Consider the following 24,726-nt stretch of genomic DNA (forward strand, 5'->3'; position numbering starts at 1 on the left):
ACACGACACGTGTGGGGCTATTGCCAGTCCCTGGATCTCGTCCCCACCCGAAGATCCATGCGCTGCAGCCGATCTGCGACGACGGTGACTGCCCCCTCGGCATTCTGAACCCGGCCGCGCACCAGCAACGCCGGTGCGGTCTGTGCCAGTACACGGTACCGCGCCCACAGACCGACCGAGCACACCACGTTGACCATCCCGGTCTCGTCCTCGAGGTTGATGAAGGTCACCCCCGAGGCCGTCGCCGGGCGCTGCCGGTGTGTCACCGCACCGCCGACCAGCACCCGCGCGCCGTCGGGTACCTCCAGCAGCCGGTCCGCGGGCACCACGCCCATCGCGTCCAGCCGCGGACGCAGGAACTGCGTCGGATACGACTTCGGGGTGATGCCGGTGGCCCAGGCGTCGGTGGCGGCCAGTTCGATGTCGGACAGCCCGGGCAGGGTGGGCGTCGCGGTCGCGGGACGCAGCTCGAGCTGGTCGTCGCGGACGGTGGCGGCGGCGCCGGCCTCCCACAACGCCTGACGCCGGCTGAGGCCGAAGCAGTCGAAGGCGCCCGCCCCGGCGAGTCCCTCGAGTTCCTTCGCGGTCAGCCCGGCGCGCCGGGAGACGTCGGTGATGTCGGTGTACGGACCGTCGGCACGGGCATCGACGATGCGCTGCGCCACGTCCTCGCCGACACCGCGCACCTCGTCGAGCCCCAGCCGGACGTCGAGGCCCTCGTTCTCCAGGGTGGCGTGGGCCAGGGAGAGGTTGATGTCGGGCCGGTGGACGGCCACTCCGTGCCGGCGGGCGTCGGCGACCAGTGTCTGCGGCGAGTAGAAACCCATCGGCTGTGCCCTCAGCAACGCCGCACAGAACGCGGCCGGGTGGTGCAGCTTGAACCACGACGAGTAGAAGACGAGCGACGCGAAGCTCTGCGAATGGCTCTCCGGGAAGCCGAAGTTCGCGAAGGCGGCCATCTTCTCGAAGATCCGGTCGGCGGTGTCCCCGGTGATGCCGTGCAGCCGTTCCATGCCCTCGTAGAACCGCTTGCGCAGCCGCTCCATCTTCTCCGGCGACCGCTTGGAGCCCATCGCCCGCCGCAACTGGTCGGCCTCCGAGGCGTCGAATCCGGCGACGTCGACGGCCAGCTGCATCAGCTGTTCCTGGAACAGCGGCACACCCAGGGTGCGTTCGAGGGCCTTGGCCATCGACGGGTGTTCGACTGTGGGCGGCTCCTGGCCGTTGCGCCGCTTGATGTAGGGGTGCACCGATCCACCCTGGATGGGGCCGGGCCGGATCAGCGCGACCTCGACGACCAGGTCGTAGAAGCACCGGGGTTTCAGCCGCGGCAGGGTCGCCATCTGCGCCCGCGACTCCACCTGGAACACGCCGATGGAGTCGGCGCGGCACAGCATCTCGTAGACCGCCGGCTCGGAGAGGTCCAGGGCGGCCAGGTCCACCTCGATGCCCTTGTGCTCGGCGACCAGGTCGATCGCATAGTGCAACGCCGACAGCATGCCGAGCCCGAGGAGGTCGAACTTCACCAGGCCGATGGCCGCGCAGTCGTCCTTGTCCCACTGCAGCACACTGCGATTCTCCATCCGCGCCCACTCGGTGGGACAGACGTCCGCGATGGGCCGGTCGCAGATCACCATGCCCCCGGAGTGGATGCCCAGATGGCGTGGCATGCCGAGTATCTCGCCGGCGAGTTCGGCGACGTCGTCGGGTGCGGTGTCGGGTGCGCGGGACCAGGCGTCCTGCTGCCCGGGCGCATATCCGAGCGCCCGCGCCATGTCACGGATGGCCGAGCGGCCGCGGTAGGTGATGACGTTGGCGACCTGCGCGCTGCGGTCCCGTCCGTAGCGGCGGTAGACGTACTGGATCGCCTCCTCGCGACGATCGGATTCGATGTCCACGTCGATGTCGGGCGGGCCGTCGCGCTCGGGGGCGAGGAACCGCTCGAACAGCAACTGGTTGGCGACCGGGTCGACGTTGGTGATGCCCAGCGCGTAGCAGACCGCGGAGTTGGCCGCGCTCCCCCGGCCCTGGCACAGGATGTCGTTGGCCTTGCAGAAGTCGACGATGTCGGCGACGACGAGGAAGTACCCGGGGAACGAGAGCGCCTCGATGATGGCGAGCTCGTGTTCGATCTGCCGGTAGGCCTGCGGATGTTCGGCCGGGGTGCCGTAGCGGCGACGGGCGCGGGTCATGGTCAGTTCCCGCAGCCAGCTGGCCTCGGTGTGCCCCTCCGGGACGTCGAACGGCGGCAGTTCCGGTGCGATGAGGCCCAGCCGGAAGGCACAGTCCGACGCGATGTCGACGGCGTTGTCGATCGCGTCGAGGTGCGCGGGCATCAGCCGGGCCATCTCGTCGCCGCTGCGCAGGTGCGCCCCGGCGACCCCGGGCATCCAACCGGCGATGGTCTCGATGTCGGTGCGCGCCCGCACCGCGGCCATCGCCATCGCGAGCCGACGCCGCCCGGGTCCGGCGAAATGCGCCCCGGTGGTGGCGACGGTCGGGACCCCGGCGCGGGCGGCGAGGTCGGCGAGCACCGCGTTGCGCTCGTCGTCGTCGGGCAGCCCCTGCGCGGTGAGCTCGCACACGACGTTGTCGCGGCCGTAGGTCTCGAGCATCTCCCGCAGCGCACGCTCCGCGGCCGCCACCCCGCCGCGGTCGAGAGCACGCCGGACCGCACCCTTGCGGCAACCGGTGAGGATCAGCCAGTGTCCGCCACCGGCCCCGGCGAGGGCGGCGCGGTCGTAGCGCAGCACCCCCTTCTCCCCTGCGACCATGTGCGCGTCGGCGATGGTGCGCGACAGGCGCCGGTAGCCCTCGCCGTCGCGGGCGAGGACCAGCAGGTGTTCGCCGGGCGGGTCGTTGTATCCGGTCCGGGCGACGTCGGGTTCCAGCGACAGCTCCGCGCCGAAGACGGTGGGCATCCCGAATTCCCTTGCCGCCTCGGCGAATCGGACGATGCCGTAGAAACCGTCGTGGTCGGTGATCGCCAGCGCCTCCAGACCGAGCCGCTGGGCCTCCTCCACCATCTCCTCCGGCATCGACGCACCGTCGAGAAAGCTGTAGGAGCTGTGCGCGTGCAGTTCGGCGTAGGCCACCGACGACGAGCCGCGCGAGATGTCGGCGGCCTGGTAGGCGCCGCGCTTGCGCGACCACGCCGGGCTGTCGCTGCCGTCGCCCGGAAACATCGCGTGGTCGCTGTCGTCGGGGCCGAACGCCGTCCCCGGCCGACCACCGTCGGGCGCCCGGCCGGAGAGCACCCGCTCCATCTCCGACCACGTCGGAGGCCCCTGATCCCAGCCCACACCGACAGTCTATCGAACATGGGTTCGAATGGATATTCCTCACCTGAACCCATTGCAATGGCCCGAGTTAGGTGTCACTCTGAGTACCAGACAGATTCCATCTCCTTCGGGGGGAGGGGACATCGAGCGGGACCTGGCGCCAGCGCATCACGATGGGATCATCATGACCAGCTACTTCATCACCGGAGGCAGCGGATTCATCGGTCGGCGTGTCATCGAGCGTCTTCTGACCGTCGACCCCGATGCGACCGTCCACGCCCTCGTGCGCGAGTCGTCGCGGTCCGCCTTCACCGCCATGCTCGACGAACTCGGCGCGGGTGAGCGCGTGACACCCGTCGTCGGCGACCTGACCAGTCCGGGCCTCGGCATCGACCCGGCCGGGCTGCCCGACATCGACCACGTCGTCCACCTCGCCGCAATCTACGACATGGCCGCCGACGCCGAGTCGCAGCGAGCGGCCAACGTGCTCGGCACCTCGCGGGTCGCCGACTTCGCGATCGCCCGCGACGCACTCATGCACCATGTGTCGTCGATCGCAGTGGCCGGCGATCACCGCGGACGCTTCACCGAGGCCGATTTCGAGGTCGGACAGGGTTTTCCGACGGCGTATCACCGCACGAAGTTCGAGGCCGAACGCGTCGTGCGCGAACGCGAGGGGCTGCGATGGCGGGTGTACCGGCCGTCGATCGTGGTCGGCGACTCGCGCACCGGCGAGATGGACAAAATCGACGGGCCCTACTACTTCTTCGGGCACCTGGCGATGCTCGGCCGGTTGCCGCGGGCGCTGCGCCTGCCCATGCCCGACCTCGGCACGCTCAACATGGTGCCCGTCGACTACGTCGCCGCGGCCATGGTGGCGCTGATCGCGGTGGAGCCGGAGCGCAGCGGCCTGGTGTTCCATCTCGGTGACAGCCGGTCGCTGACGACCACCGAGATGTACAACGCGCTCGCCCCGGCGTTCAACGCACCCAAGGGTTTCGACGCGGTACCGCACCGTATCGTCGAACCGGTGCTGAACCTGTCCGGGATGGGTGTGGCCAAGGTGGGACGGGACCTGGTCGCCGCGCAGCAGGGCATCCCGGCGGCGGTGCTCGACGCGGTGTCGTTGCCGGTGGAGTTCTCCTCCGACCACACCATCGCCGTCCTCCACGACCACGGCATCAGCGTGCCCGATTTCGCCGAATACGCACCGCGGCTGTGGCATTACTGGGCCCGCCATCTCGACCGGTCCCGCAACCGGCGCCGCGATCCGCGAGGGCCGCTGGTGGGCAAGAACATCCTCATCACGGGCGGGTCGAGCGGTATCGGCAAGGCGACCGCCCGCATGTGCGTCGCCCGCGGCGCCAACGTGATCATCGTGGCCCGCTCCGCCGACGAACTCGATTCCGCGGTGGACGAATTGAACTCGACGACCAGCAAGAAGGGCATCCCACCCGGCCGCGCGTTCGCCCATCAGTGCGACATCACCGATCCCGAATCGGTCAACGCGCTGGTCAAGTCGGTGCTCGCCGAACATGGGCACGTGGACGTGCTGGTGAACAACGCCGGCCGGTCCATCCGCCGCGCCACGGTCAACTCGGTGGAACGCGCCCACGACTATCACCGGGTCATGGCGGTGAACTACTTCGGCGCGGTGAACCTCGTCCTGGGCCTGTTGCCACACATGATCGCGCGGCAGTCCGGCCACATCGTGAACGTCACCTCGATCGCGGTGCAGTCGCGTGGCCCGCGGTTCGGCGCGTACGCCGCGTCGAAGGCCGCCCTGGAAGCGTTCAGCGACGTGACCGGCACCGAGACCGTGTCCGATCACGTCACGTTCAGTAATGTGCGCCTGCCGCTGGTGAAGACACGGATGATCGAGCCGACCGAGGCGTATCGGGATCAACCCGGCACCTGGGACGTCGACAAGGCCGCGGCGCGCGTGCTGCATGCGATCATCCACCGGCCCAAACGGGTCGGTTCGACGCTGGGCACGATCGCCGAGCTCGGTCATCGCCTGACCCCGGACCTGACCACCCGCATCCTGCACCAGGAGTATCTGCTGTTCGGCGAATCGGCCGCAGCGATGGGGCGCCGGCGATCAGGTGGTCCCGACGCGTGATCGACACCCCGTACCTGGAGGTCGACGTCGACCGCCTGGACCGCAACCTGACCAACCTCGCCGAGGCCGCGCGACGCATCGGCGTCGACGTCCGGCCGCACGCCAAGACCCACAAGTGTGCCGAGATCGCCCGTAGGCAACGAGATCTCGGCGCGGTCGGACTGACGGTCGCGACCGTCGGCGAGGCCGAGGCCTTCGCCGACGCCGCCGCCGTCACCTGCTGCACCGACCTGTTCATCGCCTACCCGCTGTGGACCGGACCGACGAAGGCCGCCCGCCTGCGCGCGCTCGCCGACCGGGTGGCGCTGCGGGTCGGCGTCGACTCCGTCGACGGGGCACGGCATCTCGCGGAGTCGGTGGGAGCGGCGTCGATCCGGGTGCTCGTCGAGGTCGACTCCGGGCAGCACCGCACCGGCGTGGTGCCGGAACGAGCCGGCGAGGTCGCCGCCGCGGCGAGTGCCGCGGGACTCGACGTGATCGGCGTGTTCACCTTCCCGGGCCACTCGTACGGCGTCGGGGACACCCGGCGCGCCGCGGCCGTCGCCGAGGTGCGGGCACTGGCCGCGGCCGCCGAGAGCCTGCGGGCCCATGGCCTCGAACCGCTCGTGCGCAGCGGTGGCTCGACGCCGACGGTCGGGCTGCTCGACGAGGTGACCCCGGGCGTGCTCACCGAGATCCGGCCCGGCGTCTACCCGTTCAACGACGCCCAGCAGATCGAGATCGGTTCCTGCGGATTCGACGACGTCGCACTCACCGCGGTGGCGACCGTGGTCCGACGCGACGACGGTCGGCGGATCGTGGTCGACGCGGGCAGCAAGATCCTCGGGGCCGACCGCGCCCCGTGGGCGACCGGATACGGCCGGCTCCTCGATCATCCCGACGCCCGCATCGTGCAGCTGTCGGAACACCATGCGGTGGTGGATTTCCCGGACCGGACCCCGGGTGACGACATCCCCCGGCTGGGCAGCCTCGTGCGCGTGGTGCCGAATCATGTGTGCAACGCGGTCAATCTCGTCGACGAACTGGTGGCGATCGACGGCGAGGACACCCGCTGGCCGGTGATCGCTCGGGGCCGCAACAGCTGAGGCCGTCGCGCTCGGTCGTGTCACTCGTACACCCCCTCGACGTTCCACTCCCCGCCGCGGTAACACAGCAGCAGCGCCCGTGAGTCGTCGAGCAGGACCTGTGCCCGCGCGACCAGTTCGCCGCGTCCCGCCGACGGACCGTCGAGATCGACCGGCCAGGGTCCGGCCCACCAGCACAGGCCCCAGCCGGGTTTCCGGGAGTCCGGCAGGCAGACGGTCACCGGTTCGGCGGTGAACGCGCCGCGCTCGGTGACCCGCACCGGATGGCCGAGGGCGTCGAGCACGCGAACCGCCGTCTGCACCAGCACCGTCGGGGTGGGCTGCGGCAGGCTCCCCGGCCACGGCGCCGACGGGTCCCGTAGCGGGGTCGGCTCGTCGCCGAGGGGGACCAGGGTGATCCGTTCCGCGGGACCGCGACCGCCGCTGAGCACCGGGATGCGGACCGCGTCGCCGCCGAGCAACCCCTGGATCCGGACCAGGGAGCGCCGGGCGCGTTCCTCGGTGTCCGGGTCGTCGGCCCGGCCGCTGCCGTCGGAGAGCTGATGCTGCAGGGCGCCGGCGTCGACGACCTCCACCGGTTCCAGCCGCAGGCGCACGATCGGCGAATCCGGGGTCTTCGCGGCGCCGCGCCGACCTCCGGTCAGCCACCCCTCCAGTTGCCACCGGATGCGGTCGGCCGTCGACTCCGGGGTCAGCGGCTGGGCACAGTGCCAGGTCCGCGAATGCTGTTGCCCGCGTTCGGTGGTCGCCTCGATGGTCAATCGGGTGCAGGCGACCGCGGCGTCGCGCAGCCGTCGGTGGAGTCTTTCGGCAAGGGTGCGTCCGATGAACGCCGCGACGTCGATGCGGTCGACCGGCGGGTCGCAGGTGTGGTCGACGGTCAGCTCCGTGGGAACGTACCTGCCCGACGGCACACGCCCCGGCTGTGCGTTGGCCAGGCGATGCGCGACGACCGCGTCCTTGTCGAACCGGGACGCCACGTCGGCGACGTCCATGTCGGCGAAGGCACCGATCGTCGAGATCCCCAGGCGCCGCAGGAGATCCACCAGTTCGACGCGGGACGGGTCGGCGAGGCTCGGTTCGAGGGCGAGATCGCCGACGGGCCGGTCGGCGAGATAGGAACGGTCGCCGCCCGGGGGCACCTGATGGCCGTGCCGTGCGGCGAGGACCGCGGTGAACACCTCGTCGGCGATGCCCACCTGCGATTCGATGCCGCAGGCCGACACCGCGTCCACGAGTTCCTCGGCCAGCGTCTCGATGCCGCCGAAGTAGCGGGCCGCGCGGTCGCCGGGGATCACCACGAGCCCCGGCCGAAGCACCTCGAGGGTCGGGATCAGTTCGGCCACCGCGGTCACCACCGGCTCGAACAACCGCCGGTCGCGTCCCTCGTCGGCGGTCACCACGGTCATCTCCGGGCACACCGACTGCGCCTGTCGTTTGCGCATGCCGCGCCGGACCCCGGCCGCCCGCGCCGTCGCCGAGCAGGCGACGACCCGGTTGGCCGACAGCACCGCCACCGGATGCAGCGGGGGCAGGTCGGCGTCGGCGGCCGCCGCCATTGCCGGCCAGTCGGGACACCAGAGTGCAAGAGTGCGTCTGCTCATCGCCCGCTCCGTCAGTTCGCGACGGCCAGGACCGGGCGGACGCGGGTCGTCGGGACCATCTCGACGATGCGATCGGGCCCCTGACCGGGAGCGAGGAGTTCGACCTCGGTGCTCCGGGTCTGCCGGCCGCGTCCCGACGCCGTGACCCGCAGTCTCAACCCGCCGATGCGTCCGTAGCCACTGCGCGCGGTGTCGAGGTCGGTGGCCCCGGCCACCAGCGGGGTGTGCCGGTAGGTGAGCACGCGCGCCTCGATGGACAGCTGCGCGCCCGGCCACCCGGCGCCGGCGACCAGCAGGACCGACGACTGTTTGCGGACGCGTCCGGCCACCACCCGGGCCCGCGAAGGGGCGACGCCGTCCGTCCCGGAGCCCGAGCCCGACGGTCCGAGTCGTCCGAGGATCACCAGGTCCATGCCGTCGAGCAGCACCGCGGCGACCTCGACCGGATCCGCACCGGGTTCGGGGATGGTCGCGATCCGGGACAGGACGGCGCCCATCTCCACCGCCGACAGCAGGCTCAGCCGCGACATCCCTACGATCCCCACGCGGCCGCCGGCGCGGGTCACCGACGCGATGATCGCCACCAGCAGCGAGTTGGCGCCGTCGAACCGGGCGACGGTTCCCCGCGGGATACCGTTGTGCGGCAACACCTCCGACAGCGGCTCCGGAATCGGCAACACGCCGGCGGACGGGTCGCGGACCTCTACCGTGTGCTGGTCGGGGCGTCCGGACATCGCCGCCATGCGGCGGCGCAGAACCGTCAGTTCATCGGCACGATCTGACACATCCATGACACTCTCCAGTCGCGTGGTGGTACTCGAGCGAGCCGGGAAGTTGCTGCGCCATCAGGGTCGGAAAATCGGGGTCGGAAAGGCGTCGGAACGATCGGCGGGACGCGGCTGTCGACCGGTCCCGCCCGCACGATCATTCGAACATCTTTTCGATACCCAGAGGGTAGAACCACCCACCGACAAGCGTCAAATGTCGAGATCGCCGCATCGTAACCCGTTGCACACGAGCATCTTTCACCCCACAAGTCCCGAAAACCACCAAAATCGCGGGCTGCGGACAGAATCGCCACCCGGAACGTGCGAATCCGATCCGCAACCCGCGATCCTGAGCGGCGGACACCCCGCGGGAAGCTAGAAGAGCGTGAGCGCGTGCTGAAGTTCGGGCGCGGCGACCGACCCGGGAGGCCCCGAACCGACGGCGGACTCGGTCCCGGTCTGCCGCAGGCCTCCCGAACCGGCGAGCCCGTGCTTGTGGACCAGCGGCTGCATGCGCTCCCGCAGCCACGACGAGTACTCGGGCGTCACATACGCCCCGCGGCCGTAGAGCCCGCGGTAGCGGCGGATCAGCGCCGGGTGCTCCTCGGCCAGCCACTCCAGGAACCACGGCTTGGTCGACGATCGCAGGTGCATCGGGAACGCGGTCACCCCCGACGCACCGGCCCCTGCGAGCGCGCCCAGCAACTCGTCGAGATGGGATTTCGAGTCGGTCAGGTACGGGATCACCGGGGCGACCATGACGTGCGGGGCGAGCCCGGCGTCGGCGAGGTCGCGGATCAGCGACAACCGCGCCCTCGGCGACGGCGTCCCCGGTTCGATCTTCTTCTGCAGGTCCGGATCGACGATGGCCAGCGAGATCCCGACGCTGACCGGGACCTGGGCCGCGGCCTGCCGCAGCAGGGGCAGGTCCCGCCGGATCAATGTGCCCTTGGTGAGGATCGAGAACGGGGTCCGCGACTCGGCGAGTGCCGCGATCACCCCCGGCATCAGCCGGTAGCGGCCCTCTGCACGCTGGTAGGGGTCGGTGTTGGTGCCCAGCGCGACGGTCTCACGCGTCCAGGACCGGCGCCGGAGCTCCCTGCGCAGCACCGCGGCCACGTTGAGCTTGACGACGACCTGGGTGTCGAAGTCCTTGCCGGCGTCGAGGTCTAGATACTCGTGCGTCGGACGGGCGAAGCAATAGCGACAGGCATGGGTACACCCGCGAAAGGTGTTGACGGTGAACTGAAACGGCAGATGCGACGCCTCCGGGACACGATTGAGCGCGCTCTTTGCCAGCACCTCGTGGAACGTGACACCCTCGAAGTCCGGTGTCCGCACCGACCGCACGAGGCCGGAGCGGCTCAACCCGGGGAGCGCCCCGTCGTCGACCTCGACCGCCTGTTCGGACCATCGCATGAAACGAGTCGAACACATGTGCGATGGGGATGTCAAGCGTGCCGCCCGTGGCGACGGCCGCGCGGCTATCATCGCCGTATGCCGCCATCCCCCGGAACCCACCACACCCCAGGTCCGCAGTACCTGGTGGCCGGCCGATACCGCCTGAAATCGCGGATCGGCGGCGGCGGGATGGGTACCGTGTGGCTCGCCCGTGACCAGCTCCTCGACCGCGACGTCGCGGTCAAGCAGGTCGTCTCCACCGAGGGACTCACCGAGGACACCGCCGACAACATCCGCAAGCGCGCCATGCGCGAGGGCCGGATCGCGGCCAAGCTGTCGCACCGCAACGCGATCGCCATGCACGACGTCGCGCTCGACCGCGGCGAGCCGTGGCTGGTGATGGAGTACCTGCCGTCGCGCAGCGTCGCCCAGATCCTGCACGCCACAACGACCCTCGCCCCCGCCGAGGCCGCCCAGATCGGCGCGCAGGTGGCCGACGCGATGGCCGAGGCGCACGCCGCGGGCATCGTGCACCGCGACATCAAGCCGGGCAACATCCTCATCGCCGAGGGCGGCCGCAACGCGGGCCTGGTCAAGATCACCGACTTCGGCATCTCACGGGCCAAGGACGACGTGTCGCTGACCCAGACCGGCGTGATCACCGGCACCCCGGCGTATTTCGCACCCGAGGTGGCCCGCGGCGCCGAGCCGTCGGAGGCGTCCGACGTCTACTCGCTGGGCGCCACGGTGTACACGATGGTCGAGGGCCGGCCGCCGTTCGGTGTCGACGACAACTCGATCGCCTTGCTGCACAAGGTCGCCCGTGCCCGTATCAACCCGATGAAGAACGCCGGTGAACTCGAGCCGGTCCTGCTGCGGTTGCTGGAGCCAAGCCCCACGAGGCGCCCGACGATGGCCGAGGCGCGCGACCTGCTCGCCGAGGTCGCCGCCGGGTCGCGCGGCACCCGCGAGCAGGTGCTCACCGGTCTCATCACCCGTCCCGGCGCCGGTACCCCGGTGTGGGCGCAGCGCAACGCGGCCCGTTCCGCGACCACCGGCGGCCATCGCCCGGTCGGTGCGGCCACACTGCCGCCCTACTCCCCCGGCTCGGCCGGTGACCGCGCGTCGCGCGACATCCCCCAGACCCGCGATTCGCATGCACCGACGCTGATGTCGTCGACGCCGCAACCGCATACGAGCCCGTCCCATCCGACGCGCCAGTACTCGACGCCCCGGCCACCCGCGTCGTACCAGACCCAGAGTTGGGCGCGGCAGGCACGGGAGACGGCGACGTCGAGCACCGCCCTCGCGGTGTCGGTATTCGTGTTTTTCGCGGTGCTGGCCGTGCTGGTGGTGTTGCTGATCGCGTTGTGGCGGTGAGCGCTGAGCCCACCGGGCACCCTGGGACCCACCCGCTCCGTTTCGGCGGCCCGGCGGCTGTGGGGATGCGGCAGGATCAGCCGATGTGACGCGTCGCCGCCCACCGGGTCAGCGCGTTGCGGTTGGACTGCTGGGTCTTGCGCAGCACGTTGGAGGCGTGGGTCTCGACGGTCTTGATCGAGATGAACAGCTCCTCGGCGATCTCCCGGTAGGTGTACCCGCGTGCCAGCAGGCGCAGGACCTCGAGTTCCCGGCGTGTCAGCGAGTCGAGCTCGGGGTCGAGCGGCGGTTCGGGGGCCGTCGACTTGCCGGTGAAGGAGTCCAGCACGAACCCCGCCAGGCGCGGGCTGAACACGGCGTCGCCCTCGGCGACGCGCCGCACCGCGTCGGCGAGTTCGGAGCCGTCGATGGTCTTGGTGACATAGCCGCGGGCGCCGGCGCGGATCGTGGCGATGACGTCCTCGGCGGCGTCGGAGACGCTGAGCGCGAGGAAAACCGGCGCCGAATCGGGCCCCATCCGGTCGACGACCCCACGCAGGACGGCCACACCGCCGCCGGCGGGCATGTGGACGTCGAGCAGCACCACGTCGGGGGTGGTGGAGACGATGCCGTCGATCGCCTCGCCGACCGTGCCGGCCTCGCCGATCACACGCAGGCCGGGTTCGTCGGCGAGTTCGGCGCGCACACCCGAGCGGAACACGGCGTGGTCGTCGACGAGATACACGCTGTAGGTCGACGCCGCGGCGTCCTCCGGGGTGTCGGTGCTCGACGAGCTGGTGGGGATCTGTTCTCCGGTCATCTCACCTTCCAGTTCTGCGCTGCTTCTCGATCGGCCTGCCCGGCCTCCATCCCATCGGCCGGGATCTCCCCGGCCTCTGTGTCCCGGTTGCCGGGCGTCTCCTCGACCGGGACACCGTCCCCCCTCGGCATCGTGAGTGCGACGTTGGTGCCGCGACCCGGCGTCGACGTGATCGACGCACGACCACCCGCACGTTCCATGCGGGACCGGATCGAACGGCTGATGCCCTGTCGGTCCTCGTCGATCATCGCAGGGTCGAATCCGACGCCGCGATCACGGATGAACACCTCGACCTGCTCGTCGGACACCTCGCAGTACACGTCGACGCTGCGTTCGCCGGAATGCTTGGCGGCGTTGACGAGTGCCTCGCGGGTCGCACCCGCCAGCGCCGACCATCGTTTCGCGTCCCGCGCGTCGCTGGGCCGCAGGTCGCCGACGGTGATGATCTCGACCTCGATGCCATAGGCGTCCTCGACCTCGGCACCCACACTGCGGATGGCGGCCGCGAGCGAACCGCGCTGCTGGGCGGGGTCCCCGAACAGCCAGGCCCGCAGCTCCCGCTCCTGGCTGCGGGCCAGACGTGCAACCTCTTCGGGGCGATTGGCCCGCTTCTGGATCAGTGCGAGGGTCTGCAGCACCGAGTCGTGCAGGTGCGAGGCGATCTCCTCACGTTCGGCATTGCGGATGCGCGCCGCGCGCTCTTCGTTCAGGGTGCGCCACATGCGCATCCACAACGGCACGGTCAGCAGCACCACGCCGATCAGCGTCGCCACGACCGCGAGGATCGTCGAGTTGAGTCCGCCGAAGCTGCGGTCCCCGGCGACCACGATCACGACGAGCCCACCGACGACCAGCACGACCCCGCCGATGAGCCGTGTCCACGTCAGCAGCGGAGTGCGCGGCGTGCGATGGGAGGTGTCGAACTCGCGCCAGACCAGGCTCGCGCCGATCGCGATGAACACGAACGGGACCAGATACTCCGCGGGTGTGCCCGATGCGGCGAAGCCGACGATGGACATCGCCACGAGACCGATCACCGCGAGGCCGAGCGACTGGCGACGCTCCCCCGGCTTCGGTGGATCGGTGTCGTTGCCGGGCGGACAGAAGAACCACAGCAGGCCGTAGGCGGCCACGCCGGCTCCTGCCAGCGCCGCCAGGACCACGAAAACGACCCGGACGCGGAAGACGTCGACGCCCAGATGGTCCGCGATTCCACCGGCGACGCCGGCGATCACCCGGCCGCCGTCCCTGCGCACCAGGCGCGGGACAGGCTCCACCTCCGTTCGACTCACAACACCGATGGTCCCACGCCCGCCGGATCCGGACATCGGGGTTCACCCCCGATTCCCCGACGACCGACCTCAGGGTCTCCGGATACCCCCGGTTCGGATCGGGTGGAAATCTCAGGGATTCTCCCCGATGTGCCGGGGGCACGCGGCAGAGCACGATGTGTGGCATGGACACCAAGGAGTTCCAGAATCAGATCACGCAGCTGTGGTCGACGCGCCCCGTCCGGCCGGAGAACCGGACCATCGCCGGCGTGTGCAGCGGCATCGCCGCCCGCTACCGGATCGATCCCACGCTGGTGAAGGTCGCGTTCGTGGTGTCCGCCCTCTTCGGCGGCAGCGGCCTGATCCTCTACCTCGCTGCGTGGGTGGCGTTCCCGAGCGCCGCCCGTGCCCGCAACCAGGCCCTGCGTGGGCCCGGCTCGACCGGTCACAGCCACGAGCACGGCGGCCACCGGCACGGTCGCGGCGGTCTGCACAACCCGCAGGTACTGCTGCTCGTCGTGCTCGCGATCGTCATCGTCACCTCCATCGGTCCCAACCGGACCTGGGGATCGGGCGGACTCGTCGGCGCGATCCTGATGCTCGGCGGCTGGTACCTGCTCCATCAGCGGACCCCGCAGCCGCCGCCCGGCACCAGCATCGACACCGTCGCCGCCCTCACCGATGTGGTGGTCCCGCCGCCGACGGCCGGCCAGTTCGAACGCTGGGTCCCGCGCGCGATGAGCAGTGCGGCAACGGTTGCCGGCACTGCGCCCACCGTCGACATCACCAAGCCGGCGACGCCCGCGTCGGCCACCGTACCGGGCAGTCCTCAGCCGTCCACCGGGACCGGCGCATCCCCCGAAGACCCTTCCGACACGGACACACCGAAGGAGACCGGCGTGACGGAACCGACCGGCAGGATCGACCTGCAGAAGAGCACGGACCCCACCGGCACGGGCACCACCGGTACCCCGACCGCCGAGCGCTGGACCCCCCTCCCGACGCCCGCGCCGGCCCTCGACGAGATCGAGACCGGCCCGCCGTCGTGGGACCCGCTGGGCGCCGCACCCTTCGCCTGGGATCTCCCCGAACCGTCGTCACCGGAACCGCCCGTGCCGACGCGCCGCCGCCGCTCGCCGTTGACGCTGGTGGTCCTGGGTCTGGCGGTCATCGTCGGAGCGGTCGGGGCCGCACTGAACCAGGCCGGGGTCGACTGGTTCACGCTGCCACGCATCCTGTCGATGTGCCTCGCCGTGGTCGGTGTCGGCCTGGTCGTCGCATCTGTGATGCGTCGCCGCACCGGTGAGCACAGCACGGGTCTGGTGCCCGTCGCCATCCTGCTGGGCATCGCGGCGATCGTGACCACGGCGGCGAGCGGGATCGCCGTACCCGAGGGCGGGGTCGGCGAACGCACGTGGAAGCCGTTGACGGAGAACGACATCGAATCCGCATACCGGCTCGGCGTCGGCGAGATGACGCTGGACCTGCGCGAGGTCGACCTCACCTCGGACCGGCGGGTGGAGCTGCGCAACGGCATGGGCGTGATCAAGGTGTTCGTCGGAGACGACATGAACGTCCGCGCCGACTGCAACACCGGGATCGGCAACATCACCTGCCCGAGCGGCCTCGACGGCGGGCGCGACGGCACCGACGGCCCGGTCCTGGAGATCGACGCACACACCGGAATGGGAGAGGTCAAGGTCCTGCGATGAACGACAGCACCCACGACGACACCACGCAGTACGAAACCGCCCACCGTGCACCGGGTCTCGGAATCCTCGGAATCATCGCGCTGGCCGTCGCGGCGTGGGGCCTCGCCGGCGGTCCCACCCTCCCCGACGCGTCGGACCTCGCCTGGATCGCCGTCGGCGTCGGCGTGCTGATCGGCGTGGTCCTCATCATCTCCGGCGCCCGCGCCCGCTGCTCTCGTGTCACTCCCACTCGATGGTCCCCGGTGGCTTGCTCGTCACGTCGAGCACGACCCGGTTGACGTCGGGCACCTCGTTGGTGATGCGCGTCGAGATGGTCTCGAGCACCTCGTAGGGCACGCGGGTCCAGTCCGCGGTCATGGCGTCCTCGCTGGAGACGGGACGCAGCACGACGGGATGACCGTAGGTGCGGCCGTCGCCCTGCACGCCCACGCTGCGGACGTCGGCGAGCAGCACCACGGGGCACTGCCAGATCTGGCCGTCGAGGCCGGCCGCGGTGAGCTCCTCGCGGGCGATGAGGTCGGCCTTGCGGAGCGTCTCCAGACGGTCCGCGGTGACCTCGCCGACGATGCGGATCGCCAGGCCCGGACCGGGGAACGGCTGGCGGGCGACGATCTCCTCGGGCAGGCCGAGTTCGCGTCCCACCGCGCGCACCTCGTCCTTGAACAGCAGGCGCAGCGGCTCGACGAGGGTGAACTCGAGGTCCTCGGGAAGGCCGCCCACATTGTGGTGGCTCTTGATGTTCGCGGTGCCGCTGCCACCGCCGGATTCGACGACATCCGGGTACAGGGTGCCCTGGACGAGGAACTCGACCTTCTCGCCGGCCTCGGCCTCTTCACCGAGCACCTCGCTCACGGCGCCCTCGAAGGCCCGGATGAACTCGCGGCCGATGATCTTGCGCTTGGTCTCCGGATCGGTCACGCCGGACAGCTCGCGCAGGAAGGTCTCCGCGGCGTCGACGGTGACCAGCTTCGCGCCGGTCGCGTTGACGAAGTCGTGCTGGACCTGCTCGCGCTCTCCGGCGCGCAGCAGACCGTGGTCGACGAAGACACAGGTCAGGCGATCGCCGATGGCGCGCTGCACCAGCGCGGCCGCGACCGCGGAGTCGACGCCGCCGGACAGTCCGCAGATCGCGCGGCCGTCACCGATCTGGTCGGCGACCGCGTCGATGAGGGCGTCGGCGATGTTCGCGGCGGTCCAGGTGGCCTCCAGACCGGCGATCTCGTAGAGGAAACGGGTGAGGACCTGCTGGCCGTGCGGGGTGTGCAGCACCTCGGGGTGGTACTGGACGCCGGCGATGCGGCGCTCGAGGTTCTCGAACGCGGCGACCGGCGCACCCGCGGTCGAACCGGTGACGGTGAAGCCCTCCGGCGCGCGCTGCACGGCGTCGTTGTGGCTCATCCACACCGGCTGGGTGTCGGAGAGGCCCTGGTGCAGGACGCCCTCGCCGTTCAGGTTCAGCGTGGTCCGGCCGAACTCGCGGCCGCCGGTGTTGGCGACGTCGCCACCCAGCGCCGCGGCCATCGCCTGGAAGCCGTAGCAGATGCCGAACACCGGCACGTCGAGGTCGAACACCTCCGGATCGAGGCGGGGTGCGTCCTCGGCGTACACCGACGCCGGGCCGCCCGAGAGGATGATCGCGACGGGGTCCTTCGCCTTGATCTCCTCCAGCGGGGCGTCGTGACCGATCACCTCGGAGTAGATCCGGGCCTCACGCACTCTCCGCGCGATCAGCTGCGCGTACTGCGCCCCGAAGTCGACGACGAGAACGGGCCGCGGGCCCTCGAGGAAGTCCTCAGCAGAAGAATCTGTCACCCGGTCGAGTCTAACGGGCGCCACGACGTGAAATACTTCGACACCGACATGACTGCATCTCCCCGCACCCCAGCCCGATCATCGGTTGTGGCCGACCTCACGCAGGTCGCCGTCTTCGCCGCGCTGATCGCCGCCCTCGGCCTGCCGGGGACCATCAACATCGGCACCAGTGGTGTCCCGATCACCTTTCAGACCCTCGGTGTGATCTTGGCCGGCGCGGTGCTCGGACCCCGCAAGGGCACCCTCACGGTGGTGCTGTTCATGGTGCTGGCGATCGCCGGCCTGCCGATCCTCTCCGGTGGCCGCAACGGCCTGACCGCGCTGTCCTCCCCCACGGCCGGGTACTTCGTCGGCTTCCTGCCCGCCGTCGTGGTGATCGGTGTGCTGACCGCGCTCATGCTCGGTGTCGGGCCCCGGCCGCGATATCGCGTCCTGTGGGGCATCGCCATCAACGCGCTGGGTGGCATGGCGGTGATCTACCTGTGCGGCGTCATCGGCCTGGTCGTCCGCACCGACCTGACCGTCTGGGCGGCGATCACCTCCAACGGCCCGTTCCTCGTCGGCGACATCCTCAAGGTGGTGGTGGCCGCGCTCGTCGCCGCGCAGGTCCATCGGGGACGTCCCGGACTCATCGAGCCGTGGCGCCTGCGGCGCGTTCGCGACTGACCCGCCGGCGACCACGTCCATGACCCCACGTCGATGATCGAGTTCCGCAACGTCTCGCACGCCTACGACGACCGCGTCGTACTGCGCGACGTCTCGCTGTCTTTGACCGAGCGCCGTATCGGCATCGTCGGGGCCAACGGCAGCGGCAAGTCGACGCTGGCGCGGATGATCAACGCACTCGTCGTGCCCGGCTCCGGCACGGTGACCGTCGACGGGCTCGATGTCGCGAAGCACAAGCGTGAGGTCAGGCGCCGAGTCGGGTTCATCTTCTCCGACCCCGACCGGCAGATCATCATGCCGACGGTCATCGAGGACATCGAGTTGTCGTTGCGCCGCACCGAACTCGACAAGAAGCAGCGCGCCGCGCGCGCCCGCGAGGTGCTGAGCCGCTTCGGGCTCGTCGAGCACGCCGACCATCCCGCGCAGCGGCTGTCCGGCGGGCAGAAGCAACTCCTCGCGCTCGCCTCGATCTTCGTGACTGACCCGGCGATCATCGTCGCCGACGAGCCGACAACGCTCCTCGACCTCCGGAACACGCGGATGCTGACCGACGTCTTCGCCACGCTCGACGAGCAGCTGATCGTCGTCAGCCACGACCTCGACATCCTCGACGACTTCGACCGGGTACTCGTGATCGAGGACGGCCGTGTGGTCGCCGACGACGAACCCGCCCCGGCCCTGCGGTTCTATCGGGAGTTGATGTCGTGAACGTCCTCGGCGTCTACCGTCCCGGCAACACCGTGCTGCACCGCCTGCCGCCGGGCGTGAAGTTCGTCGCGATGGGTGTCATCATCCTGGTGATGTCGCTGACCGTGCGCACGCTGCCCGCGCTCGGAGCGGCCACCGCCGGGGTCGCGGCGATCTTCGCGCTCGGCGGCATCGGCCCCTTGGAGGCCTGGCGGCAGTTGCGGCCACTCCTGTGGATGCTGGCGTTCATCTTCGCCTTCCAGGTGGTCTTCACCGACTGGCGGCGCGCGGTGGTCGTGTGCGGACTGCTCGCGCTGTCGGTGGCGCTCGCCACCGCCGTCACGCTGACCACCCGCACCACCGACATGCTCGACGCGATCGTCCGAGGCCTGAGCCCCCTCGGTCGGCTGGGCGTCCGGACCGACCTCGTCGCCCTGGCGATGGCGCTGACCATCCGGTCGATCCCGCTGATGGTCGAGGTGGTCCGCGAGGTCGACGAGGCGCGCAAGGCGCGTGGGCTGCGTCCCGGTCCGCGCATCCTGGTGGCGCCCGTGGTGCTCGCGGCGCTGCGTACCGCCGACGGTTTCGCCGACACCCTCACCGCACGCGGCCTCGACTAGCGATCCGTAGAAGTCGTGGACGCCATATCCCGTTGGTTGCTACGAAAGCCGGTTCAGGTCACCAGGGCACGACCTGGTCGAAGGGCGAGGCGGGATCACCGGCCGGTGCCCGCGTTCGGCGAGATCGCGTGCGAGATGTGTTCCCAGCGCACCGCTTCCGCCCGCCAATACCACGGCCATCGGCACGTTTGGTGTCATCGCGCCCCCTGACTCGTGGGACGGACACCACTCGCGAAACGCCCGGACCCCTATGACACAGTCCACAGACACGAACCGACCGCATCCATCAAGAGGATGCGGTCGGTCCCTGTGAGAGTGAACGAGAAGAAAGGGTTCAGGCGGTCGCGCCCTTCGACACCGGCGTGATCGGCAGCCGCAGCGCACCCGGGGCATCGGCCGGGACGACCGGAGACACCGGTTCCGTCGGCTGGATGCGCTGGTAGGCCTCGCCCTGCTCGGGACGCCGGTCCTGCTCACCCTTGTTGGGCCACAACGCGATCGCGCGCTCGGCCTGTGCGCAGATCGTCAGCGACGGGTTCACGCCGAGGTTCGCCGAGACCGACGCGCCGTCGGTGATGTGCAGGGTCGGGTAGTTCCACACGCGGTGGTACGGGTCGATGACGCCGTTGGCCGGATCGTCGGAGATCGCACAGCCGCCCAGGTAGTGGGCGGTCAACGGCATGTTGAAGATGTCACCCCAGGTGCCGCCCGCGATGCCCTTCTTCAGCTTGGCGGCCATCCGGCGGGTTGCCTCGTTGCCCTTGGGAATCCATGTCGGATTGGGTTCGCCGTGGCCCTGCTTGCTGGTGATGAACCGGAACGGACCGAACTTCTTCACGTACGTGGTCAGCGAGTTGTTGTTGTTCTGCATGACCAACGCGATGACGGTGCGCTCGCTCCACCGGTGCACGACGAGCAGCCGCACCAGCAGGAACGGGTTCTTCGCGACCTGCTTGAGGAACTGCGCGAAGCGGTTGCGGCGGGTCCCGCCGTCGGTGAGCAGCGTCTGCAGGTAGGCGATCGCGTTGGAGCCCTTGCCATATCGCACCGGTTCGATGTGTGTGTTGGGTTCCGGGTAGAACGACGAGGTGATCGCGACCCCGCGCGAGTAGTCGTGTTCCGGATCCACCCGCGACCCCATCGCGCCGAGGATCGACTCGGAGTTGGTCCGGGTCAGGCGCCCCATCGCGTCCGAGATGTGCGGCAGCGTGGTGTATTTCGCGTGATGTAGCAGACGCTGGGTGTTGAACGTGCCCGCCGCCAGGATCACCTGGTCGGCGGTGAAGACACGACGCCGGCGGCCGATCGGCCCCCACGCCGACGAGTGATGGGTCCCCACCTCCCACGTGCCGTCGGCACGCTGCACGAGCGAATCGACGGTGGTGCGGTCGATGATCTTCGCGCCGTTGCGTTCGGCGAGCCCGAGGTAGTTCTTCAGCAGCGTGTTCTTGGCGCCGACTCGGCATCCGGTCATGCAGGCGCCGCACTCGGTGCAGGCCGTGCGCGCGGGACCGGCACCGCCGAAGTAGGGGTCGGGCACGGTTTCGCCGGGCTCGCCCTGCAGTCCGGTCTTGGCGCCGAAGAACACACCCACGGGCGTGTGGGTGAAGGTGTCGCCGACGCCCATCTCCTCGGCCACCTGCTTGACGACGAGATCGGAGTCGGTGACCGTCGGGTTGGTGACGACGCCGAGCATCCGGCGGGCCTGGTCGTAGTACGGACTGAGTTCGTCCTCCCAGTCGGTGATGTGGTTCCACTGGGGATCGGTGAAGAACGGCGTCGGCGGCTTGTACAGCGTGTTCGCGTAGTTGAGGGAACCGCCGCCCACGCCCGCGCCGGCCAGGATCATCACGTCCTTGAGGGCGTGGATGCGCTGGATGCCGTACAGGCCGAGCTTGGGCGCCCACAGCCAGCGGTTGAGGCGCCAACTCGTCTTGGCGAACTGCTCGTCCTCGAAGCGTCGGCCTGCCTCGATGACGCCGACGCGGTACCCCTTCTCCACCAGCCGGAGCGCACTCACGCTGCCACCGAACCCGGAGCCGACGATGAGGACGTCGAAATCCGTCGCGCCGCTGGATTGCTTCTTCACACGCATGACGACCATGCTAATGGTCGTTGTCACGTGGGATGACCCAGGTCACCCTAACTCGAGTCGTCGAGGGTCGCCCACACGCTCACGCGCGGACGGACAGCCCCACCTTCTGGAACTCCTTGAGATCGCAGTAACCGGCCTTGGCCATCGCACGACGCAGGGCACCGACGTAGTTGAGCTCGCCGAACGGGTCGTCGGACGGTCCGACGAGCACACGCTCGAGGCTCGGGCGGTCGTCGTCGACGGCGACCTGCAGCAGCGCACCACGCGGGGTGTCCGGGTGCGCGGCGGCCGACGGCCAGTACCAGCCGCGTCCGGGAGCCGAGGCCGAGGCGGCCAGTGGGGTGCCGAGCACCGCGGCGTCGGCACCACAGGCGATCGCCTTGACCAGGTCGCCGGAGGTGTGGATGTCGCCGTCGGCGATGACGTGCACGTAGCGGCCGCCGGTCTCGTCGAGGTAGTCGCGACGGGCCGCGGCGGCATCGGCGATCGCGGTCGCCATCGGCACGCCGATGCCCAGCACCTCGCCGGTGGTGGTGGCGCCGGCCGCCGAGCCGTAACCGACGATCACGCCCGCCGCGCCGGTGCGCATCAGGTGCAGCGCGGTGCGATGGTCGTGGACGCCGCCGGCGATCACCGGGATGTCGAGTTCGGCGATGAACGTCTTGAGGTTCAACGGTTCCCGCTGCGTGCCGTCACCCTGGGCGACGTGCTCGGCGGAGATGATCGTGCCGTGCACGACGAGGATCTCGACACCCGCGGCCAGCAGCGCCGGGGTGAGTTCCTGGGCGTGCTGCGGGCTGACCCGCACCGCGGTGGTGACCCCGGCCTCACGGACCCGGGCGACCGCCTGACCGAGCAGCTCGGGATCGAGCGGGGCCGCGTGCAGCTTCTGCAGGTGACGCACCGCCGCATAAGGGTCCGGATCGTCGGCCGCGACGGCGACGAGCTCGGCGAGCTTGTCCTCGACGTCGCGGTGGCGGGCCCACAGACCCTCGCCGTTGATGACGCCGAGTGCGCCGAGCTTGCCGAGCTCGACCGCCACCGCCGGAGACACCAGGGCGTCGGTCGGGTGACTCAGGATCGGCGACTCGAAGCGGTAGGCATCGATCTGCCAGGCCGTCGAGACGTCCTTGGACGAGCGGGTCCGACGGGACGGGACGATGCTGATGTCGTCCAGCTCGTAGGTCCGTCGGGCCGTCCGGCCCATGCCGATTTCGACGAGATCACGCACCACTGCGCCTTTCTGGGGAGTTCAGCTGCACATCGACCCTACGGCGTCCCCGGTCGAAGCGATCCGCCGGGGAACACCGCGGGAAGGACGTCAGCGGGAATAGTAGTTGGGCGCCTCGGCGGTCAGGGTGATGTCGTGCGGATGCGACTCCTTGAGCCCCGCGGCCGTGATCTGCACGAAGCGGGCCTTGTGCAGGTCGGTGATGGTCGACGACCCGGTGTAGCCCATCGCGGCACGGAGGCCGCCGACGAGCTGGTGGATCACCTGGTTCAGCGGACCGCGGAACGGCACGCGCCCCTCGATGCCCTCGGGGACCAGCTTCTCCTCCTTGAGGACGTCGTCCTGGAAGTAACGGTCCTTGGAGTACGACTTGCCCTGGCCGCGGCCCTGCATCGCGCCGAGCGAGCCCATGCCGCGGTAGCTCTTGTACTGCTTGCCGTTGACGAGGACCAGTTCGCCCGGCGCCTCGGCGGTGCCGGCGAGCAGCGAGCCGAGCATCGCGGTCGACGCACCGGCGGCGAGCGCCTTGGCGATGTCGCCGGAGTACTGCAGGCCGCCGTCGGCGATGACCGGCACACCGGCCTTGTGGCAGACCGCGGCGGCCTCCAGGATCGCGGTGATCTGCGGGGCGCCGACACCGGCGACCACGCGGGTGGTGCAGATCGAGCCGGGTCCGACACCGACCTTGACCGCATCGGCGCCGGCGTCGACGAGCGCCTGTGCGGCCTCACGGGTGGCGACGTTGCCGCCGACCACGTCCACACGGTCGCCGACCTCGGCCTTGAGCTTGGCGACCATGTCGAGCACCAGGCGGTTGTGGGCGTGCGCGGTGTCGACGATGATCACGTCCACCCCGGCGTCCACGAGTGCCATCGCGCGATCCCACTGGGTGGTGCCGGTACCCACGGCCGCGGCGACGAGCAGGCGGCCGTCCGCGTCCTTGGTGGCGTTCGGGTGCTGCTCGGTCTTGACGAAGTCCTTGACGGTGATCAGTCCGGTGAGGCGGCCGTTGCCGTCGACGATCGGCAGCTTCTCGATCTTGTTGCGACGCAGCAGTCCGAGCGCGGCCTCTGCGGAGACGCCCTCCTGAGCGGTGATCAGCGGGGCCTTGGTCATCACCTCGGCGACCGGACGGTTCTGGTCGACCTCGAAACGCATGTCACGGTTGGTGATGATGCCGACGAGTTCACCCTTGTCGTCGACGACGGGCAGACCGGAGATCCGGTACCGCGCGCACATCGCGTCGACCTCGGCGAGGGTGTGGGTCGGCGAACAGGTGACGGGGTCGGTGACCATGCCCGCCTCGGACCGCTTGACGGTCTCGACCTGCGACGCCTGCTCCTCGATCGAGAGGTTGCGGTGCAGCACGCCCATACCGCCGGCGCGCGCCATCGCGATCGCCATGCGAGACTCGGTGACGGTGTCCATCGCGGAACTCACCAGGGGAACCTTGAGGGTCACGTTCCTGGTCACCCGCGACGAGGTGTCCACCTCGCTGGGGATCACGTCCGAAGCAGAGGGCAGCAACAGGACGTCGTCGAAGGTCAGGCCGAGCATCGCGACCTTGCCGGGATCGTCTCCACCGGTACGAACATGCGTCATCGGTCCATCGTATCGACTCCGCCGATGCGGCGACCGTCACACGTCGGTCGAGGCCCCGGTGGGAGAAGTTTTCGGGCGTGGAGTCGGGCCGCGGAGACCCATCGGGTGAACCGGTCCCCATCCGTCGGATCCCTGCCGGACGCCTGCGGCGCAACCCCTCGTGTATCGGCTACCGTGGTGTTGTGCGTGACCACCTGCCACCCGGCCTCCCGCCGGACCCGTTCGCCGACGACCCGAGCGATCCCGCTGCCGCACTCGACAGTGTGGAGCCGGGTATCCCGTTGGACGAGAGCGAGCGGCTGGCGGTCGAGGAGGATCTCGCCGACCTGGCGGTCTACGAAGCATTGCTCGCCCACCGCGGGATCCGCGGACTCGTCGTCATGTGCGACGACTGCCACGAGGACCACTATCACGACTGGGACATGCTCCGGGCGAATCTGATCCAGCTCCTCATCGACGGCACCGTGCGCCCGCACGAGCCCGCCGTCGACCCGAAGCCGGAGCACTACGTCACGTGGGACTACTGCCGCGGCTACGCCGACGCGCGCAACCACTTCGACGAGGGCCGCTGACGGACCCGGACCTCCCGGC

18 protein-coding genes and 1 pseudogene are annotated in these 24,726 nt (G+C 69.9%); 9 read left to right on the top strand and 10 right to left on the bottom strand.

Translation table 11 applies throughout. From position 1 onward, the window contains the following. Positions 1–17 precede the first annotated feature (17 nt). Positions 18–3,302, bottom strand: a complete 3,285-nt coding sequence (locus tag ABFT43_RS10365; RefSeq protein ID WP_347960268.1) for an error-prone DNA polymerase — start codon at positions 3,300–3,302, stop codon at positions 18–20. A gap of 163 nt (positions 3,303–3,465) precedes the next feature. Between ABFT43_RS10365 and ABFT43_RS10370 the strand changes: the two genes are divergently transcribed. Next, positions 3,466–5,403 (top strand): SDR family oxidoreductase, encoded by a 1,938-nt coding sequence (locus tag ABFT43_RS10370; protein ID WP_347960269.1) that lies wholly within the window; start codon positions 3,466–3,468, stop codon positions 5,401–5,403. Continuing rightward, positions 5,400–6,488: an alanine racemase gene (locus ABFT43_RS10375; protein ID WP_347960270.1), complete on the top strand. Its 1,089-nt coding sequence runs from the start codon at positions 5,400–5,402 to the stop codon at positions 6,486–6,488. Before ABFT43_RS10370 ends, ABFT43_RS10375 begins: the two co-directional genes overlap by 4 nt. Before the next feature lie 20 nt (positions 6,489–6,508). On the opposite strand, the gene ABFT43_RS10380 is transcribed toward ABFT43_RS10375, so the two are convergent. The 3 genes from ABFT43_RS10380 to ABFT43_RS10390 form a co-directional block, all read right to left on the bottom strand. Further along, positions 6,509–8,092 carry a DNA polymerase Y family protein gene (locus tag ABFT43_RS10380; protein ID WP_347960271.1) on the bottom strand — a complete coding sequence of 528 codons (1,584 nt, stop codon included), beginning with the start codon at positions 8,090–8,092 and terminating at the stop codon, positions 6,509–6,511. 11 nt (positions 8,093–8,103) lie between these two features. Continuing rightward, a complete protein-coding gene (locus ABFT43_RS10385; RefSeq protein WP_347960272.1) occupies positions 8,104–8,883 on the bottom strand; it encodes a hypothetical protein in 780 nt (259 codons plus the stop codon). A gap of 351 nt (positions 8,884–9,234) precedes the next feature. Beyond that, positions 9,235–10,278 carry an Rv2578c family radical SAM protein gene (locus ABFT43_RS10390; RefSeq protein ID WP_347960273.1) on the bottom strand — a complete coding sequence of 348 codons (1,044 nt, stop codon included), beginning with the start codon at positions 10,276–10,278 and terminating at the stop codon, positions 9,235–9,237. A 78-nt stretch (positions 10,279–10,356) separates the two neighbouring features. Between ABFT43_RS10390 and ABFT43_RS10395 the strand changes: the two genes are divergently transcribed. Further along, positions 10,357–11,640, top strand: coding sequence for a serine/threonine-protein kinase (locus tag ABFT43_RS10395; RefSeq protein ID WP_347960274.1), 1,284 nt, complete (start codon positions 10,357–10,359; stop codon positions 11,638–11,640). Positions 11,641–11,716: 76 nt separating this feature from the next. Here the strand turns inward: ABFT43_RS10395 and ABFT43_RS10400 are convergent, their stop codons facing one another. Together ABFT43_RS10400 and ABFT43_RS10405 are read right to left on the bottom strand one after the other, a co-directional pair. Next, positions 11,717–12,439, bottom strand: a complete 723-nt coding sequence (locus ABFT43_RS10400) for a response regulator transcription factor (RefSeq protein WP_347960275.1) — start codon at positions 12,437–12,439, stop codon at positions 11,717–11,719. Beyond that, positions 12,436–13,731 carry a PspC domain-containing protein gene (locus tag ABFT43_RS10405; RefSeq protein ID WP_457590134.1) on the bottom strand — a complete coding sequence of 432 codons (1,296 nt, stop codon included), beginning with the start codon at positions 13,729–13,731 and terminating at the stop codon, positions 12,436–12,438. Before ABFT43_RS10405 ends, ABFT43_RS10400 begins: the two co-directional genes overlap by 4 nt. Before the next feature lie 155 nt (positions 13,732–13,886). Here ABFT43_RS10405 and ABFT43_RS10410 point away from each other — a divergent pair, with 155 nt between their 5' ends. Together ABFT43_RS10410 and ABFT43_RS10415 are read left to right on the top strand one after the other, a co-directional pair. Next, a complete protein-coding gene (locus tag ABFT43_RS10410) occupies positions 13,887–15,422 on the top strand; it encodes a PspC domain-containing protein (RefSeq protein ID WP_347960277.1) in 1,536 nt (511 codons plus the stop codon). Next, positions 15,419–15,631: pseudogene (locus ABFT43_RS10415) on the top strand (hypothetical protein); the annotation flags it as partial. The gene ABFT43_RS10410 and the pseudogene ABFT43_RS10415, both read left to right, overlap by 4 nt. A 10-nt stretch (positions 15,632–15,641) precedes the next feature. On the opposite strand, the gene guaA reads toward ABFT43_RS10415, so the two are convergent. Then, on the bottom strand, positions 15,642–17,234 hold the full coding sequence (gene guaA, locus ABFT43_RS10420; protein WP_347960278.1) for a glutamine-hydrolyzing GMP synthase: 1,593 nt from the start codon (positions 17,232–17,234) through the stop codon (positions 15,642–15,644). A gap of 48 nt (positions 17,235–17,282) precedes the next feature. Here guaA and ABFT43_RS10425 point away from each other — a divergent pair, with 48 nt between their 5' ends. From ABFT43_RS10425 to ABFT43_RS10435, 3 genes are read left to right on the top strand one after another with little or no spacing between them, the layout of a single operon-like run. Next, positions 17,283–17,900 carry a biotin transporter BioY gene (locus ABFT43_RS10425; protein WP_347960279.1) on the top strand — a complete coding sequence of 206 codons (618 nt, stop codon included), beginning with the start codon at positions 17,283–17,285 and terminating at the stop codon, positions 17,898–17,900. 33 nt (positions 17,901–17,933) lie between these two features. Further along, positions 17,934–18,608 (top strand): energy-coupling factor ABC transporter ATP-binding protein, encoded by a 675-nt coding sequence (locus tag ABFT43_RS10430; RefSeq protein WP_347960280.1) that lies wholly within the window; start codon positions 17,934–17,936, stop codon positions 18,606–18,608. Then, a complete protein-coding gene (locus ABFT43_RS10435) occupies positions 18,605–19,207 on the top strand; it encodes an energy-coupling factor transporter transmembrane component T family protein (RefSeq protein WP_347960281.1) in 603 nt (200 codons plus the stop codon). Before ABFT43_RS10430 ends, ABFT43_RS10435 begins: the two co-directional genes overlap by 4 nt. 334 nt (positions 19,208–19,541) lie before the next feature. Here the strand turns inward: ABFT43_RS10435 and ABFT43_RS10440 are convergent, their stop codons facing one another. The 3 genes from ABFT43_RS10440 to guaB all read right to left on the bottom strand — a co-directional run bounded on the left by ABFT43_RS10440 (position 19,542) and on the right by guaB (position 24,135). Then, positions 19,542–21,302 carry a GMC family oxidoreductase gene (locus ABFT43_RS10440; protein WP_347960282.1) on the bottom strand — a complete coding sequence of 587 codons (1,761 nt, stop codon included), beginning with the start codon at positions 21,300–21,302 and terminating at the stop codon, positions 19,542–19,544. A 79-nt stretch (positions 21,303–21,381) separates the two neighbouring features. Next, entirely contained in the window at positions 21,382–22,533 is a 1,152-nt protein-coding gene (locus ABFT43_RS10445; protein WP_347960283.1) for a GuaB3 family IMP dehydrogenase-related protein, read from the bottom strand. Positions 22,534–22,623: 90 nt separating this feature from the next. Further along, positions 22,624–24,135, bottom strand: a complete 1,512-nt coding sequence (gene guaB, locus ABFT43_RS10450) for an IMP dehydrogenase (RefSeq protein ID WP_347960284.1) — start codon at positions 24,133–24,135, stop codon at positions 22,624–22,626. 182 nt (positions 24,136–24,317) lie between these two features. Here guaB and ABFT43_RS10455 point away from each other — a divergent pair, with 182 nt between their 5' ends. Then, on the top strand, positions 24,318–24,707 hold the full coding sequence (locus ABFT43_RS10455) for a DUF5319 domain-containing protein (RefSeq protein ID WP_347960285.1): 390 nt from the start codon (positions 24,318–24,320) through the stop codon (positions 24,705–24,707). The last annotated feature ends 19 nt before the right edge of the window (positions 24,708–24,726 follow it).

Source organism: Gordonia aurantiaca (assembly GCF_039939235.1).
Lineage (GTDB): Bacteria > Actinomycetota > Actinomycetes > Mycobacteriales > Mycobacteriaceae > Gordonia.

Excerpts from the sequence above, each read along its gene's own strand:
- ABFT43_RS10370 (WP_347960269.1), top strand. The coding sequence starts at position 3,466 with ATGACCAGCTACTTCATCACCGGAGGCAGCGGATTCATCGGTCGGCGT.
- ABFT43_RS10380 (WP_347960271.1), bottom strand. The coding sequence starts at position 8,092 with ATGAGCAGACGCACTCTTGCACTCTGGTGTCCCGACTGGCCGGCAATG.
- ABFT43_RS10385 (WP_347960272.1), bottom strand. The coding sequence starts at position 8,883 with ATGGATGTGTCAGATCGTGCCGATGAACTGACGGTTCTGCGCCGCCGC.
- ABFT43_RS10390 (WP_347960273.1), bottom strand. The coding sequence starts at position 10,278 with ATGCGATGGTCCGAACAGGCGGTCGAGGTCGACGACGGGGCGCTCCCC.
- ABFT43_RS10395 (WP_347960274.1), top strand. The coding sequence starts at position 10,357 with ATGCCGCCATCCCCCGGAACCCACCACACCCCAGGTCCGCAGTACCTG.
- ABFT43_RS10400 (WP_347960275.1), bottom strand. The coding sequence starts at position 12,439 with ATGACCGGAGAACAGATCCCCACCAGCTCGTCGAGCACCGACACCCCG.
- ABFT43_RS10410 (WP_347960277.1), top strand. The coding sequence starts at position 13,887 with ATGTGTGGCATGGACACCAAGGAGTTCCAGAATCAGATCACGCAGCTG.
- ABFT43_RS10425 (WP_347960279.1), top strand. The coding sequence starts at position 17,283 with ATGACTGCATCTCCCCGCACCCCAGCCCGATCATCGGTTGTGGCCGAC.
- ABFT43_RS10430 (WP_347960280.1), top strand. The coding sequence starts at position 17,934 with ATGATCGAGTTCCGCAACGTCTCGCACGCCTACGACGACCGCGTCGTA.
- ABFT43_RS10440 (WP_347960282.1), bottom strand. The coding sequence starts at position 21,302 with ATGCGTGTGAAGAAGCAATCCAGCGGCGCGACGGATTTCGACGTCCTC.
- guaB (WP_347960284.1), bottom strand. The coding sequence starts at position 24,135 with ATGACGCATGTTCGTACCGGTGGAGACGATCCCGGCAAGGTCGCGATG.